Genomic DNA, 16,326 nt, shown 5'->3' on the forward strand with positions numbered 1-16,326 from the left:
TTGGTGGTGGCGCGGGGTCGGTTGATGCAGGCGTTGCCGTCGGGTGGGGCGATGGTGGCGGTGCAGGCCACCGAGGATGAAGTGCTTCCGTTGCTCGATGACACTGTGTCGATTGCCGCGGTGAATGGTCCGTCTTCGGTGGTCGTGTCCGGTGACGAGGATGTGGTGTTCCGGATCGCCGAGCGTTTCGAGAAGACGAAGCGGCTGCGGGTCAGTCATGCGTTCCATTCGCCTCGGATGGATGCGATGTTGGCGGAGTTCGCCGAGGTGGCGGCGACCGTGGAGTACCGGGCGCCGAGCATTCCGGTTGTGTCCAATGTGTCCGGTGAGCTGGCCGATGAGCTGGTGTCGCCGGAGTACTGGGTGCGGCATGTTCGGGAAGCCGTTCGGTTCGCCGATGGGGTGCGCACCCTCGCCGAACAGGGCGTGACCGCGTTCCTGGAGATCGGTCCCGACGGTACTCTGGCCGCCGCGGCGGACGACTGCCTCGACGGCGCCGACCACCTCCTGGCGCCCACCCTGCGCCGGGACCGCGACGAGGCCCAGGCGCTGCTGACCGGTCTCGCGCGGCTGCACGTCCACGGCATCCGGATCGACTGGGCGGCCTGGTTCGCCGGAACCGGGGCCCGCCGGATCGCCCTGCCCACCTACGCTTTCCAGCGCACCCGGTACTGGCTGGACCGCCCTACCCCGGCCGCGGCGCCCGCCGACCCGCGGGACGGCCGGTTCTGGGACGCGGTCGACCGGCAGGACGTCGCCGAACTGGCCGCCGCCCTCGAGGTGGACGGGGACACCCCGCTCAGCGAGGTGCTGCCCGCGCTGTCCTCCTGGCGGCGGCGCCGCCACGAACAGTCCGTTGTGGACTCCTGGCGTTACCGCGAGGCGTGGCAGCCGATCGCCGACGGTCCGGTGCGAGCGCTGGCGGGCACCTGGCTGGTCGTCGTACCGGCGGAACTCGCCGAGTCCGAACTGGTCCGCGGCGGCGTGACCGCCCTCGAACGGAACGGCGCGGACCCGGTGACCGTCGTGGTGGCGGAAGACCCGGCGGAAGCACTGCGCGGCGCGACGACCGAACCGGTACGCGGTGTCCTCTCGTTCCTGGCCCTGGACGACCGGTTCGGGGACCAGCACGTTCCGGCCGGGCTCGCCGCCACCGTGCGCCTGCTGGCCGCGCTGGAGGAAGCCGGGCTGGACGCGCCCCTGTGGTGCGCCACCAGCGGCGCGATCGCGGCGTCCGCGGACGATCCGGTGCGCAGCCCCGAGCAGGCGATGACCTGGGGACTGGGCCGGGTGGCCGCGGTGGAACGGCCGCAGCGCTGGGGCGGACTGGTCGACCTGCCCGAACTGCTCGACGAGCGGGCGCAGGACCGGCTGGCCGCGGTCCTCGCCGGAATCGACGGTGAGGACCAGGTGGCCGTGCGGTCCGCGGCCGTGCTCGGGCGCAGGCTGGTCCGGTCCACGGCGGACGAGGACGCCGACTGGCGGCCGCACGGCACGGTCCTGGTTACCGGCGGCACCGGTGCGCTGGGCGGGCGGCTCGCCCGGTGGCTGGCCGAGCACGGCGCCGAACACCTCGTCCTGGTCAGCCGCAGCGGGGATGCCGCGCCGGGCGCGGCCGAACTCGCCGCGGAGCTGACCGATCTCGGCGCGCGGGTCACCGTCGCCGCGTGCGACGCCGCCGACCGGGACGCCCTCGCCGCGCTGCTCGGCTCGCTCCCCGAACCGCTGACCGCGGTGTTCCACACCGCCGGGGTGCTCGACGACGGCACCCTCGAGTCGCTGACCGCCGACCGGTTCGCACGCGTGCTCGCCGCCAAGGCGAGCGCCGCGCGCCACCTGGACGAGCTGACCCGCGACCTGGATCTGTCCGCGTTCGTGCTGTACTCCTCGACCGCGGGCGCGCTCGGCAACGCCGGGCAGGCCAACTACGCGGCGGCCAACGCCTACCTGGACGCGCTGGCCCAGCGGCGCCGCGGGCTCGGCCTGCCCGCGCTGTCGGTCGCCTGGGGGCCGTGGGACGGCGCCGGAATGGCCGCGGACGACCCCGCCCTGGCCGAGCGGCTCCGCCGCGGCGGTGTCTCGCCGCTGCCGCCGGAACTCGCGCTCACCGCGCTGCGGCAGGCCCTCGGCACCGCCGACCCGGGTGTCGTCCTCGCCGATCTCGAGTGGACGCGCTTCGCCCCGGCGTTCGCCGGAGCCCGGCCCTGCCGCCTGTTCGAGGCCTTGCCGGAAGCCCCGCGGCCCGCGCCTGCCGCGACCGCCACGCGAGAGATGACCGCCACGTTCGCGCGGACGCTCGCGGGGCAGTCCGGGGCGGAACGCGAACGCCTCCTGCTCGATCTCGTGCGCGACCAGGCGGCACAGGTGCTGGGGCACGCTTCGCCGGACGCGGTCGCGCCCGAGCGGGTGTTCCGCGAACTCGGTTTCGATTCGCTGACCGCGGTCGAACTCCGCAACGGACTCAGCGGGGCCACCGGGCTGCGGTTGCCCGCCTCGCTCGTGTTCGACCACCCGACACCGCTCGAGCTGGCCCGGCACCTGGCCGCCGAACTGGCCGGTACGGCGCAGGACGTGCCGGAGGCCGCGGTGGCCGCGGCCGATCCCGACGAGCCGATCGCGATCGTCGGCATGGCCTGCCGGTTTCCCGGTGGCGTGAGTTCGCCCGAGCAGCTGTGGGATCTGGTGGCCGGGGGAGTGGACGCGGTTTCCGGGTTCCCGGTGGACCGCGGCTGGGATGCCGACCGGCTCGGCGCGGGCGTCCCGCGCGCGGGTGCTTTCCTCGACGCGGCCGGTGATTTCGACGCGGAGTTCTTCGGGATCTCGCCGCGCGAGGCGCTGGCCATGGACCCGCAGCAGCGGCTGCTGCTGGAGACCTCGTGGGAGGCGGTCGAGCGCGCGGGCGTGGATCCCCGCTCGATCCGGGGCAGCCGCACCGGCGTGTTCATCGGCTCGAACAACCAGGACTACGGCCTGAACCTGCGCGGCGTGGGGGACGGCGTCGAGGGGTACATCGGCATCGGCAACGCCGCGAGCGTGGTTTCCGGTCGCGTGTCGTACGTGTTCGGCTTCGAAGGCCCGGCGGTCACCGTGGACACCGCGTGCTCGGCCTCCCTGGTGGCGATGCACTGGGCCGCGCAGTCGCTGCGCTCGGGCGAGAGCACGCTCGCGCTGGCCGGTGGCGTCACCGTGATGTCCACCCCGGAAGGTTTCGTGGAGTTCTCCCGGCAGGGCGCGCTGTCCTCCGACGGGCGGTGCAAGGCGTTCGCGGCGGGCGCGGACGGCACCGGCTGGGGCGAGGGCGTGGGCGTGCTGGTGCTGGAACGCCTGTCCGAGGCCCGGCGCAACGGCCACCAGGTGCTGGCCGTCCTGCGCGGTTCCGCGGTGAACCAGGACGGTGCTTCGAACGGATTGACGGCGCCGAACGGTCCGTCGCAGCGGCGGGTGATCCGGCAGGCGTTGTCCAGTGCGGGTCTTTCACCGTCCGATGTGGACGTTGTGGAGGCGCACGGGACGGGTACCGCGCTGGGTGATCCGATCGAGGCGCAGGCGCTGCTGGCGACCTATGGCCAGGATCGGGACGAGCCGTTGTGGCTGGGGTCGATCAAGTCGAACCTCGGGCACACCCAGGCCGCCGCGGGGGTGGCCGGGGTGATCAAGATGGTCGAGGCGATGCGGCACGGCGTCCTGCCGAAGACCCTGCACGTCGAGGAGCCGTCGCCGGAGGTGGACTGGTCGGCGGGCGCGGTCCGCGTGCTGACCGAGCCGATCGCCTGGGACACCGACCGGCCGCGCCGCGCCGGGGTCTCCTCGTTCGGGATGAGCGGCACCAACGCCCACGTGATCCTCGAGCAGGCCACCGAGCCGGAACCCGCGGCGGCGAGCGAGCCGGTCACCGGCGTGGTGCCGCTCGCGCTGTCCGGCCGCTCCGAGGCCGCCCTGCGCGCGCAGGCTCGCCGGCTGGCCGAGCACGTGCGCGCCGACGACCGGCCGCTACCGGATCTCGCGTTCTCCCTGGCCACGACCCGGACCCCGTTCGAGCACCGCGCGGTGGTCCTCGGCGCCGAGCGCGCGGAGATCCTCGCGGAACTCGACGCCCTCGCCGGTGGGGGTGGGGAAGCCGTCCGCGGGGTGGCCGCACCGCACGGTCGCATCGCCATGGTGTTCTCCGGCGCGGGCGGCCAGTGGAAGGGCATGGGCGCCGCCCTGATGGAGTCCTCCCCGGTGTTCCGGGAAAGCGTCGCCGAATGCGCCGCCGCGTTCGAGCCCTACCTGGACTGGTCGCTGACCGATGTGCTGCGCGGCAAGCGGGGCGCGGCCTCACTCGCCCGCGTGGACGTGGTTCAGCCCGCGCTGTTCACCGTGCTGGTGTCGCTGGCCGCGGTGTGGCGGTCCGCCGGGGTGGAGCCCGCCGCGGTGGTCGGGCATTCGCAGGGCGAACTCGCCGCGGCCTACGTGATCGGCGCGATCTCGCTGGAGGACGCGGCCCGCACGGTCGCGCGCCGCAGCCAGGTGGTGGCGGCCACGCTTTCCGGCCGGGGCGCGATGATCTCCGTGCCGCTGCCGGTGGACCAGGTGCGCGAGCGGCTCGCGCCGTGGGGCGACCGGGTCGCCGTCGCGGCGGTCAACGGCCCGGCGACCGTCTCGGTGTCCGGTGAACCGGAAGCGATCGAGGAGGTCATCGCCCACCTGGTCGAGGCCGAGATCCGGGTCGGGCGCATCCAGGCCGACTTCGCCTCGCATTCGGCGCAGGTGGAGGACATCCACGAGGAACTGCTCACCGCCGTCGGCGAGATCTCCCCGCGTTCCTCGGAAATCCTGTTCTGCTCGACGGTCACCGGCGGCCTGCTGGACACCAGCGAGCTGACCGCCGAGTACTGGTACCGGAACCTGCGGCAGACGGTCGAATTCGACGCCGCCCTGCGCACCCTGCTCGACCAGGGCTTCGACGTGTTCCTCGAGCCCAGCCCGCACCCCCTGCTCACCGTGCCGATCGAGGAGATCGCCGACCACACCGGGGCCCGGATCACCGCGGCCGGGACGTTGCGCATGGGCGAGGGCGACCGGCGGCGCCTGCTGGCCTCGTTCGCCGAGGCGCACGTCCGCGGGGTCGGCATCGACTGGGCCGCGGTCCTGCCCGGCACGCGCCGGGTGCCGCTGCCCACCTACGCCTTCCAGCGGCGCCGCTTCTGGCCCGAGCCCCAGCGCGACGACCCGCGGCCGAGCACCCCGGGCGAGGTCGACGGCCGGTTCTGGGAACTGGTCGAACGCGGCGAACTCGCCGCGGCCCTCGGCGTGGACGAGCGGACCCCCCTCGACGCGCTGGTGCCCGCGCTGTCCGCCTGGCGCCACGACACCGAGCGTGAGTCCACTGTGGACTCCTGGCGGTACCGGATCGCCTGGCGCCCGGTCACCGCCCCCGCGGGGGACACCTTGTCCGGCACCTGGCTGGCGGTCGTCCCGGCAGGCTGGGACACCGACCCGCGGGTCGTGGCCTGCTTGCGGGCACTGGCCGAACACGGTGCCCGCGTGCACCGGCTCGAGGTGACCGAAGACGACGCCGACCGGACCGCGCTCGCCACCCGCATCGCCGAAGCCGCCGGCGGCGCGGGGGCGGCCGGGATCCTCTCGCTGTGGGCACTCGACGAACGCGCCCAGCCCGGGCACGCCGCGCTGACCGTGGGCCTGGCGGGCACGGCCGCCCTGGTGCAGGCGGTGGCCGACGCCGACGTGTCCACGCGCGTGTGGAGCGTGACCAGCGGGGCGGTCTCGGCGGCCGATTCCGATCCGGTGACCAGTCCGGCCCAGGCCATGCTGTGGGGATTCGGCCGGGTCGCCGCGCTCGAGCTGCCCGGCTCCTGGGGCGGCCTGCTCGACGTTCCCGGCGCGGTCACCGACGCCGGGCGCGCCCGGATCGCGCAGGCGCTCGGCGGGATCGGCGGCGAGGATCAGCTCGCGCTGCGCAACGCCACCCTGCTCGGCCGCCGCCTCGAACCGGCGCCTCTCGCCGGGCGGTCGGCTTCCCAATCGTGGCGGCCGGGCGGCACGGTGCTGGTCACCGGCGGCACCGGCGCACTCGGCGCGCGGGTGGCCCGGTGGCTGGCGGAGAACGGCGCCGACCACGTCGTGCTGACCAGCCGCCGCGGCGGGGAAGCCGAGGGCGCGGCCGAACTGTCCGCCGAACTCACCGCGCTCGGCGCCCGGGTCACGATCGCCGCCTGCGACGCGGCGGACCGCGCCGCACTGGACGCGTTGCTGGCCGAGGTCACCACCGAGTTCCCGCTCACCGCGGTCTTCCACGCGGCCGGTGTGCTCGACGACGGCGTGCTGGGCGCGCTGGCCCCGGACCGGTTCGAAAGCGTGCTGCTGCCGAAGGTGCGGGCCACGGTCAACCTGCACGAGCTCACCGAGCGCTTCGACCTGTCCGCGTTCGTGGTGTTCTCCTCCTTCGCCGCGACCGCGGGTGGTGCGGGGCAGGCGAACTACGCCGCCGCCAACGCGTTCCAGGACGCGTTCGTGCAGTGGCGGCGGGCCCGCGGCCAGGCCGCGACCTCGGTGGCCTGGGGCCCGTGGGCGGGCGGCGGGCTCGCGACCGCCGTCCTCAGCGGCGACCAGCTCGGCCGCGGCGGGGTGCGCGGCCTGGATCCGGATCTCGCGCTCGATGCGCTGGCCCAGGCACTCGACCACGACGAGTCCCTGCTCGCGGTCGCCGACCTCGACTGGAGCCGGTTCGCCCCCGCGTTCACCGCGGTCCGGCCGAGCCCGTTGCTGTCCACCGTGCCCGAGGCGGCGCGTACCCTGCGCGAAACCGCTGCCGAGGCGGTGCCGGACGAATCCGGGCTGGTCGGCCGCTTGGCGAAGATGACCGCGGCGGAACAGGACCGGACCCTGCTCGAGCTGGTCCGCGGCCAGGCGGCGGCGGTCCTCGGGCACGACAGCGCGGCCGCGGTGCAGCCGGACCGGGCGTTCCGCGATCTCGGATTCGATTCGTTGACGGCCGTCGAACTGCGCAACCGGCTGGGGCTGGCGACCGGCCTCCGGCTTCCCGCCACCCTGGCCTTCGACTACCCGAACGCGACCGCCCTGGCGCGGTACCTGCGCGGCGAACTCCTCGGTGCGATGCCGGAAGAGCGGGCACCGGTTGCCGTGGCGGCCACCACCGACGATCCGATCGCGATCGTGGCGATGAGCTGCCGGTACCCGGGCGGGGTGCGTTCGCCGGAGGACCTGTGGCGGCTGGTCGCCGAGGGACGGGACGTGATCTCCGGGTTCCCGGCCGATCGCGGCTGGGATCTGGACGCGCTCTACGACCCGGACCCCGAGCGCACCGGTACCACCTACACCCGGGAGGGCGGCTTCCTGCACGACGCCGCCCAGTTCGATCCGAGCGTGTTCGGGATCAGCCCGCGGGAGGCGCTGGCCATGGACCCGCAGCAGCGGCTGCTGCTCGAGGTCGCCTGGGAAGCGTTCGAACGCGCGGGCGTGAACCCGTTGTCACTGCGGGAAAGCCAGGCCGGAGTCTTCGTCGGCGCCGGGTACCAGGGCTACGGCCTCGGCCTGGGCGAGGTGCCCGCCGGGGTGGAGGGGCACCTGCTCACTGGGGCGTCGGCGAGCGTGCTGTCCGGCCGGATCTCCTACGCCTTCGGCCTGGAAGGGCCGTCGGTGACGGTGGACACGGCGTGCTCGTCCTCGCTGGTGGCCCTGCACCTGGCCGCGCAGGCGCTGCGCCAGGGGGAGTGCCGGTTGGCGCTCGCCGGTGGCGCGGCGGTGATGGCCGGGCCGGGCCTGTTCGTGGAGTTCAGCCGCCAGCGCGGCCTCGCCGAGGACGGTCGCTGCAAATCGTTCGCCGCGGCCGCGGACGGCACGTCCTGGGCCGAAGGCGTCGGGATCCTCCTGCTGGAACGGCTGTCCGACGCGCGGCGCAACGGGCATCCGGTGCTCGCGATCGTCGGGGGCACCGCGGTCAACTCCGACGGCACCTCCAACGGCCTGACGGCGCCGAATGGTCCGTCGCAGCAGCGGGTGATCCGGCAGGCGCTGGCGAACGCGGGTCTGCGTCCGTCCGATGTGGACGCGGTGGAGGCGCACGGCACCGGGACGAAACTCGGCGACCCGATCGAGGCGCAGGCGTTGCTGGCGACCTACGGCCAAGACCGGGACGAACCGTTGTGGTTGGGATCGATCAAGTCGAATCTCGGCCATTCCCAGGCCGCCGCCGGGGTGGCGGGTGTGATCAAGATGGTGATGGCGATGCGGCACGAGACGTTGCCGCGTACGCCGCACGTGGACGAGCCGTCGCCGCACATCGATTGGTCTTCGGGTGCGGTGGAGTTGCTGACCGAGGCACGGCCCTGGTCGGCGAACGGTCATCCGCGCCGGGCCGGAGTGTCCTCGTTCGGGGTGAGCGGTACCAACGCGCACGCCATCCTGGAGGAGCCCCCGGCCATCACGACGGAGGCGAGCCCCGCGGGCGCGGTCCCGCCGGTGCTGGTCTGGCCGGTCTCGGCGCGCGGACCCGAAGCACTGCGGGCGCAGGCGAACCGACTTCTGTCCACTGTGGACAGCAACCCAGCCGATGTGGCGTACTCCCTGGTGACCGGTCGGCCGAACCTGGAAGACCGCGCGGTCGTCGTCGGCACGGGCCGCGACGACCTGGTGGCCGGGCTTCAGGCGCTGGCCCGCGGCGAGTCGCATCCGGCGCTGGTGCTGGGCGCCGTCGGTGAGGGGCAGCTCGGCTTCCTGTTCTCGGGTCAGGGTTCGCAGCGGCTGGGTATGGGTCGTGGGTTGTACGAGTCGTTCCCGGTGTTCGCCGAGGCGTTCGATGCCGGGTGCGCCGAGCTGGATCGGCATCTGGATCGCTCGTTGCGTGAGGTGATCTGGGGCGAGGACCCGGAGCTGGTTGATCAGACGGGCTTCACGCAGCCTGGTCTGTTCGCGGTCGAGGTGGCGTTGTTCCGGCTTGTCGAATCCTGGAATGTGCGGCCGGATTACTTGCTCGGTCACTCGATTGGCGAGGTGGCTGCTGCGCATGTGGCCGGGGTGTTTTCGCTGCAGGACGCGGCTCGGCTGGTGGTGGCGCGGGGCCGGTTGATGCAGGCGTTGCCGCCCGGTGGGGCGATGGTGGCGGTCCAAGCCGCCGAAGATGAAGTGCTTCCGCTGCTCGAGGACACCGTGTCGATCGCCGCGATCAATGGTCCGGCTTCGGTGGTGGTGTCCGGCGACGAGGCCGCGGTGACACGGATCGCCGATCATTTCGAGAACGCGGGTCGGAAGACCAAGCGGCTGCGGGTCAGTCATGCGTTCCATTCGCCGCGGATGGATGCGATGTTGGCGGAGTTCGCCGAGGTCGCGGCGACCGTGGAGTACCGGGCGCCGAGCATTCCGGTTGTGTCCAATGTGTCCGGTCAGTTGGATGGGGAACTGGCCTCGCCGGAGTACTGGGTGCGCCACGTCCGGGAGGCGGTCCGGTTCGCCGATGGGGTGCGCACCCTGGCCGAGCAGGGCGTGACCAGGTTCCTGGAGATCGGCCCCGACGGCACCCTGACCGGCCTCGCGCAGGAATCGGTCGACGCGGAAACCGTGCTCGCGCCCGCGTCCCGGCGGGATCGGGACGAGCCCGCGGCGCTGCTCACCGGCTTGGCCCGGCTGCACACGCACGGGGTCGCGGTGGACTGGAGCGCGCTCTTCGCGGGCGCCGCCGTCCGCAGGATCGACCTGCCGACCTACGCGTTCCAGCGCCAGCGGTACTGGCTGGAATCCGCCCCCGCCCGCCGCGCGCCCGACCGCGAACCGTCCGCCGCGGACGAGTGGCGCTACCGCGTCCGCTGGCAGGCGCTCGGCGAACCGGGAGCGAGCGGGCCGACCGGAACCTGGCTGGCCGTGACTCCCGCCGGGGGCGCGACCGACACGGTGGTCGAGGCGCTGCGCGGGCACGGCGCCCGGATCGTCCAGGTGGCGGTCGAGGGCGTCGAACGAACCGCGTTGACCGAGCGGTTGCGCGCCGCGCTCGACGGGGAGCCGATCGCGGGCGTGCTGTCCCTGCTGGCACTCGACGATCGGCCGCTGGCCGCCGGATCGGCGCAGACCCGCGGTTTCGCCGCCACCCTCGCCCTGCTCCAGGCGCTCGGCGACACCGGGATCGAGGCGCCGCTCTGGTGCGTCACGCAGCGCGCGGTCACCACCGGACCGGGCGACGAACTCGCGAGTGCGACCCAGGCGATGGTGTGGGGCCTGGGCCGGGTCGCCGCGCTGGAACACCACCAGCGCTGGGGCGGCCTGGTCGACCTGCCGGAGGCCGTCGACGACCGGGTGGCCGAGGGGCTCGTGGCCGTGCTGTCCGGTGTGGACGGTGAGGACCAGGTGGCGGTGCGGCCCGCCGGGCTCTTGGTGCCGCGGCTGGTCCGCGCCCCGGCGGCGGGCGAGAAACCGTGGCAGGTGCGGGGAACCGCGTTCGTCACCGGTGGCACCGGCCCGGTCCCGGCCCGCATCGCGCGCTGGCTGGCCGAAGCCGGGGCCGAACACGTCCTGCTGGCCGACCCGGCCGGTGCCGACGCACCCGGTGCCGCCGAACTGACCGCGGAGTTCGCGGAATCCGGAACCCGGCTCACGGTCGCCGCCTGCGAGGCGACCGACCGGGCGGCACTCGAGCGACTGCTGGCCGCCGAGCCCGAGCTGACCGCGGTGGTGCACACCCTCTCGGTTGCCGAGGACCACGCGCTGGGCGAGCTGACCGCCGAACGGGCCGAGCACGCCATGCACGCGAAGGTGACCGTCGCCGCGCACCTGGACGAGCTGACCAGGGACCGGGACCTCGCCGCGTTCGTGCTGTTCTCCTCGACCGCCGGTGTGCTCGGCGGGGCCGGGCACGGCGCCTACGCCGCGGCCAACGCGTTCGTCGAAGCCCTGGCCGAGCGGCGCCGCGCCGCCGGGTTGCCCGGCACCGCCGTGGCGTGGGGACCGTGGGAAGGCCGGACCGGCGGGGAAAGCGACGAGCAGCTGCGGCGGCGCGGCCTTTCCGCGATGGCCCCGGAGCGCGCCATCGCCGCGCTGAACCCGGCGCGGGGCGCCGCCACGATGATCGTGGCCGATGTGGATTGGGAGCTGTTCGTCCCGGTGGTGACGGCCACCAGGCCCGCCCCGCTGCTGCGGGAACTGCCGGAAGCCAAGGCCGTGCTCGACGCCGCCGACGAACCGGTCCGCGGTTCCGCGGAACTCCTCGCCCGGCTCCGGGAGCAGACCGAAGCCGAGCGCGATCGGTTCCTGCTGGAGCTGGTCCGCGGCCGGGCCGCGACCATCCTCGGGCACCCGTCCCCGGACGCGGTGCCCCCGGGGCGCTCGTTCTCCGATCTCGGGTTCGATTCGCTGACCGCGGTGGAACTGCGCAACGCGCTGAACGAGGCGACCGGGCTGCGGCTGCCCGCGACGCTGATCTTCGACTACCCGAACGCGGCGGCCCTGGCCCGCCACCTCCGCGCGGAACTGCTCGGCAGTGCGCAGGCTTCGCCGGTCGTGGCGCGAGCGGCGGCGCGCGACGACGAACCGATCGCGATCGTCGCGGCCACCTGCCGCCTGCCCGGTGGCGTGCGCTCGCCGGAGGACCTGTGGCGGCTGGTGTCCACCGGCGGTGACGGGATCTCCGAGTTCCCGACCGACCGCGGCTGGGACCTCGAGGCGCTCTACGACCCGGACCCCGACCGGCTGGGCGCGAGCTACACCCGCGAGGGCGGCTTCCTGCACGACCTGGGCGACTTCGATCCGGCGTTCTTCGGGATCAGCCCGCGGGAGGCGCTCGCCACCGACCCGCAACAGCGCATGCTGCTGGAACTGACCTGGGAGACCTTCGAGCGTGCCGGGATCACCCCGGAATCGGTGCGGGGGAGCGAGACCGGGGTGTTCATGGGCACCAACGGGCAGGACTACCTGGGCCTGCTGATGGGTGATCCGGAGAGCTTCGAGGGCCACGTCGGCACCGGGAACGCGGCGAGCGTGATCTCCGGCCGCCTGGCCTACACGTTCGGCCTCGAGGGGCCCGCGGTCACCGTGGACACCGCGTGCTCGTCGTCCCTGGTGGCGTTGCACTGGGCCGTCCGGGCGCTGCGGCAGGGCGAATGCGATCTGGCCCTGGCCGGTGGCGTCGCCGTCATGTGCGGGCCGGGCGCGTTCGTGGAGTTCAGCCGCCAGCGCGGGCTCGCCCCGGACGGGCGCTGCAAGTCCTTCGCCGCGCAGGCCGACGGCACGGCCTGGTCCGAAGGCGTCGGCGTGCTCCTGGTCGAACGGCTGTCCGACGCGCGGCGCAACGGCCACCCGGTGCTCGCCCTGGTGCGGGGCACCGCGATCAACCAGGACGGCGCGTCGAACGGCCTGACCGCGCCGAACGGCCCGTCGCAGCAGCGGGTGATCCGGCAGGCGCTCGCGGACGCGGGGCTGCGACCGTCCGATGTGGACGCCGTGGAGGCGCACGGCACCGGGACGAAACTCGGTGACCCGATCGAGGCGCAGGCGGTGCTGGCGACCTACGGGCAGGACCGGGAGGCCCCGTTGTGGCTGGGATCGCTCAAGTCCAACATCGGGCACACGCAGTCCGCCGCCGGTGCCGCCGGGATCATCAAGGTGATCATGTCGATGCGGCACGAGATGCTGCCGATGACCTTGCACGTCGACGAACCCTCACCGCAGATCGACTGGTCCGCCGGGGAGGTGGAGCTGCTGACCGAGGCGCGCGCGTGGAAGCCCAACGGCCGCCCGCGCCGGGCGGGGGTGTCCTCGTTCGGGGTCAGCGGCACCAACGCCCACGTGATCCTGGAAGAGCCGCCCGTCCCGGAGCCGAGCGCCCAGGCAGCCGGCGTGGCCCCGGCGGTGCTGCCGTGGCTGGTGTCCGGCAAGGACGAGGCGGCGCTCCGGGCGCAGGCCGCCCAGCTGCTCGCCCGGCTGGACGCCGAACCGGGCTTGTCCGCGCTGGACGTCGCGTGCTCGCTGGCCACCACCCGGGAATCGTTCGACCAGCGGGCGGTGGTCGTCGGAGCGGGCCGCGACGAGCTGGCCGAGGGGCTGCGCGCGCTCGCCGACGGGCTGCCGTTCGCCGGGCTCACCCGGGGAACCAGCGCCGAACGGCAGCTCGCTTTCGCCTTCTCCGGCCAGGGTTCGCAGCGGCTGGGGATGGGCCGGGGGCTGTACGAGTCGTTCCCGGTGTTCGCCGAGGCGTTCGACGAGGTGTGCGCGGAACTCGATCGGCACCTGGATCGCCCGCTGCGCGAGGTGATCTGGGGCGAGGACCCGGAACTGGTGGCCGAAACCGGTTACACGCAGCCTGGTTTGTTCGCGGTCGAGGTCGCGTTGTTCCGCGCGGTGGAGTCCTGGGGACTCACCCCGAGCGTCCTGCTCGGCCATTCGATCGGTGAGCTGGCGGCCGCGCACGTCGCGGGTGTGTTCTCGCTGGCGGACGCGGCGCGGCTGGTGGTGGCGCGGGGCCGGTTGATGCAGGCGTTGCCGTCCGGTGGGGCGATGGTGTCGCTGCAGGCCACCGAGGACGAAGTGGCTCCGTTGCTCGATGAGTCGGTGTCGATCGCGGCGATCAACGGTCCGGCGTCGGTGGTGGTGTCCGGTGCCGAGGCCGCGGTCCTCCGCGTCGCCGAGCACTTCGCGGCCGAGGGACGCAAGACCAAGCGGTTGCGGGTCAGCCACGCGTTCCACTCGCCGTTGATGGACCCGATGCTCGCCGAGTTCGCGGAGGTCGCGGCGACCGTGGAGTACCACGCACCGCGGATCCCGATCGTGTCCAATGTGTCCGGTGAACTGTCCGGGGAACTGGCGGCGCCGGAGTACTGGGTGCGCCACGTCCGCGAGGCCGTCCGGTTCCACGACGGCGTCCGCGCGGCGCAGGCGTTCGGGGCGAACGCCCTGTTCGAACTCGGGCCGGACGGCGTGCTCACCGGTATGGCGCAGGACTCGCTGGACGACGACTCGGTGGCGGTGCCCTCGTTGCGCCGGGACCGCGACGAGGCCCAGGCGCTGCTGACCGGTCTCGCGCGGCTGCACGTCCACGGCATCCGGATCGACTGGGCGGCCTGGTTCACCGGAACCGGCGCGCGCCGGGTCGACCTGCCCACCTACCCGTTCCAGCGCCAGCGGTACTGGCCCGAACCCGCCGCCGCGCTGCGGCCCGGCGCCGCGGCGCCCGCGGACGCGGCGGACGCCGAGTTCTGGGAAGTGGTGGAACGCGCGGACCTGGCCGAGTTCTCGTCCACATTGGACGTCGACGGCGAGGCCCCGTTGCGTTCGGTCCTGCCCGCGCTGGCCGCCTGGCATCGCCGCCGCCGCGAGCAGTCCGTGGTGGACTCGTGGCGGTACCGCGTGGAGTGGAACCCGATCGCCGAACGCGGTCCGCGCACCCTGCCCGCCGGGCGCTGGCTGGTGCTGGTGCCCGCGGGGCAGGTGGCCGGGGAGCTGATCGACGGCTGCGCCGCGGCGCTGGACCGGCACGGGGCGACCGCGGTCCGGGTGGACCTCGACCTGCGCCAGCTCGACCGGTCCGGCCTGGCCGACGCGTTGCGGGCGGCGGCCGACGAACCGGTCGCCGGGGTGCTTTCGTTGCTGGCCCTGGACGAGCGCCCGCATCCGGAGCACCCGCGGGTGCCGATCGCGATGGCGGGCACCACGCTGCTGGCGCAGGCCCTCGGCGACGCCGAGGTGACCGCCCCGCTGTGGTGCGCGACCCGGGGCGCGGTGTCGGTGGCCCACTCCGACCACGTGACCAACCCGGTGCAGGGCATGGTCTGGGGCGTCGGCCGGGTGGCCGCCCTGGAATTCGCGTCCCGCTGGGGCGGCCTGGTGGACCTGCCCGAAGAGCTGGACGAGCGCGCGCAGTCGCGGCTGGCCGCCGTGCTCGCCGGGCTCGACGGGGAGGACCAGGTCGCGATCCGGTCGGCCGCGGTGTTCGGGCGCCGGTTGCGCCGGGCCCCGGCGGGCGAACCGGCGGGCGCCGGCACCTGGCGGCCGCGCGGCACCGCGCTGATCACCGGTGGCACCGGCGGGCTCGGCGGGCATGCCGCCCGGTGGCTCGCGGCCAACGGCGCCGAGCACATCGTGCTGACCAGCCGCCGGGGACCGGATGCGCCGGGAGTCGCCGAAACCGAGGAAGAACTGCGCGCACTCGGCTCCCGGGTCACGGTCGCCGCGTGCGACGTGGCCGATCGCGAGCAGCTCGACGCGCTCGTGCGCCGGCTGGCCGAAGCGGGCGATCCGGTGCGGACCGTGGTGCACGCCGCCGGGATCGACCACGTGGCGATGCTGGCCGACACCGATCTGGCGGAAACCGCGCGGGCGATGACCGCGAAGTCGGCCGGTGCGGCGAATCTGGACGCGGTGTTCGGCGACGACTCGCTCGACCTGTTCGTGATCATGTCGTCGGTGGCGGGCATCTGGGGCAGCGCCGGTCAAGGCGCCTACTCGGCGGCCAACGCGTATGCCGACAGCCTGGCCGAGAACCGCCGGGCTCGCGGCCTGCGCACCGTCGCGGTGGCCTGGGGCCCGTGGGACGACGGCGGGATGGCCGCCGTGGGCGACGCCGCCGACCGCCTGCGGCAACGCGGTATTCCGCTGCTGCCCGCGAAACTGGCCATCGCCGCGCTGCAGCAGGTGATCGACCGGGGCGAGACCACGGTGTCGGTCGCGGACGTCCGGTGGGAGCGCTTCACGCAGCTGTTCACGATGACCCGGCCGAGCGCGCTGCTGGCCGATCTCGCCGAGGCGCAGGCGGCCCTGGCCGCCGACGAAGCGGGATCGGGCGGGGATTCCGACGGTGGCGCGGGCCTGCGGGACCGGCTGGCCGGCGCCGGCCCGGCCGAGCGCAGGGACGCGTTGCTCGACCTGGTGCGGGCCCGGGCCGCGGAGGTGCTCGGGCACTCCGGGCCGGAAGCGGTGTCCGCCGAGCGCGGATTCCTCGACGTCGGGTTCGACTCGCTCACCGCAGTGGAACTGCGGAACCGGCTGGGCGCCGAGACCGGGCTGCGGTTGCCCAGCACCTTCCTGTTCGACTACCCGAATCCGCAGGCGATGGCCGAGCAGATCGAGGCGGAACTGTTCGGCGACGAGGCCGGTGGCGACGGCGACGACGAGGTTCGGCGCCTGCTGTCCGGTATCCCGATCGACCGGTTGCGGGAAGCGGGCCTGATGGATCAGCTGCTGCGGCTCGCGTCCGCGGAGCCGGACGGCGAGGCCGCGCCGGTGGAGAACGGGCAGTCGCTCTCGATCGACGCGCTCGATGACGAAGCCCTGGTCAAGCTGGCGCTCGAAGGGCCGGCGGAGTCCGGCCCGGAAACGTGGAGTTCGTGA

Annotated in this window: 1 protein-coding gene; it reads left to right on the top strand. The window is 74.0% G+C overall.

From position 1 onward, the window contains the following. Window positions 1-16,326, top strand: a 16,326-nt coding sequence (locus tag FXO23_RS52060; RefSeq protein ID WP_425484977.1) for a type I polyketide synthase, incomplete at its 5' end; no start/stop codon positions are given.

It is taken from the genome of Amycolatopsis anabasis (assembly GCF_009765355.1).
Classification (GTDB): domain Bacteria; phylum Actinomycetota; class Actinomycetes; order Mycobacteriales; family Pseudonocardiaceae; genus Amycolatopsis; species Amycolatopsis anabasis.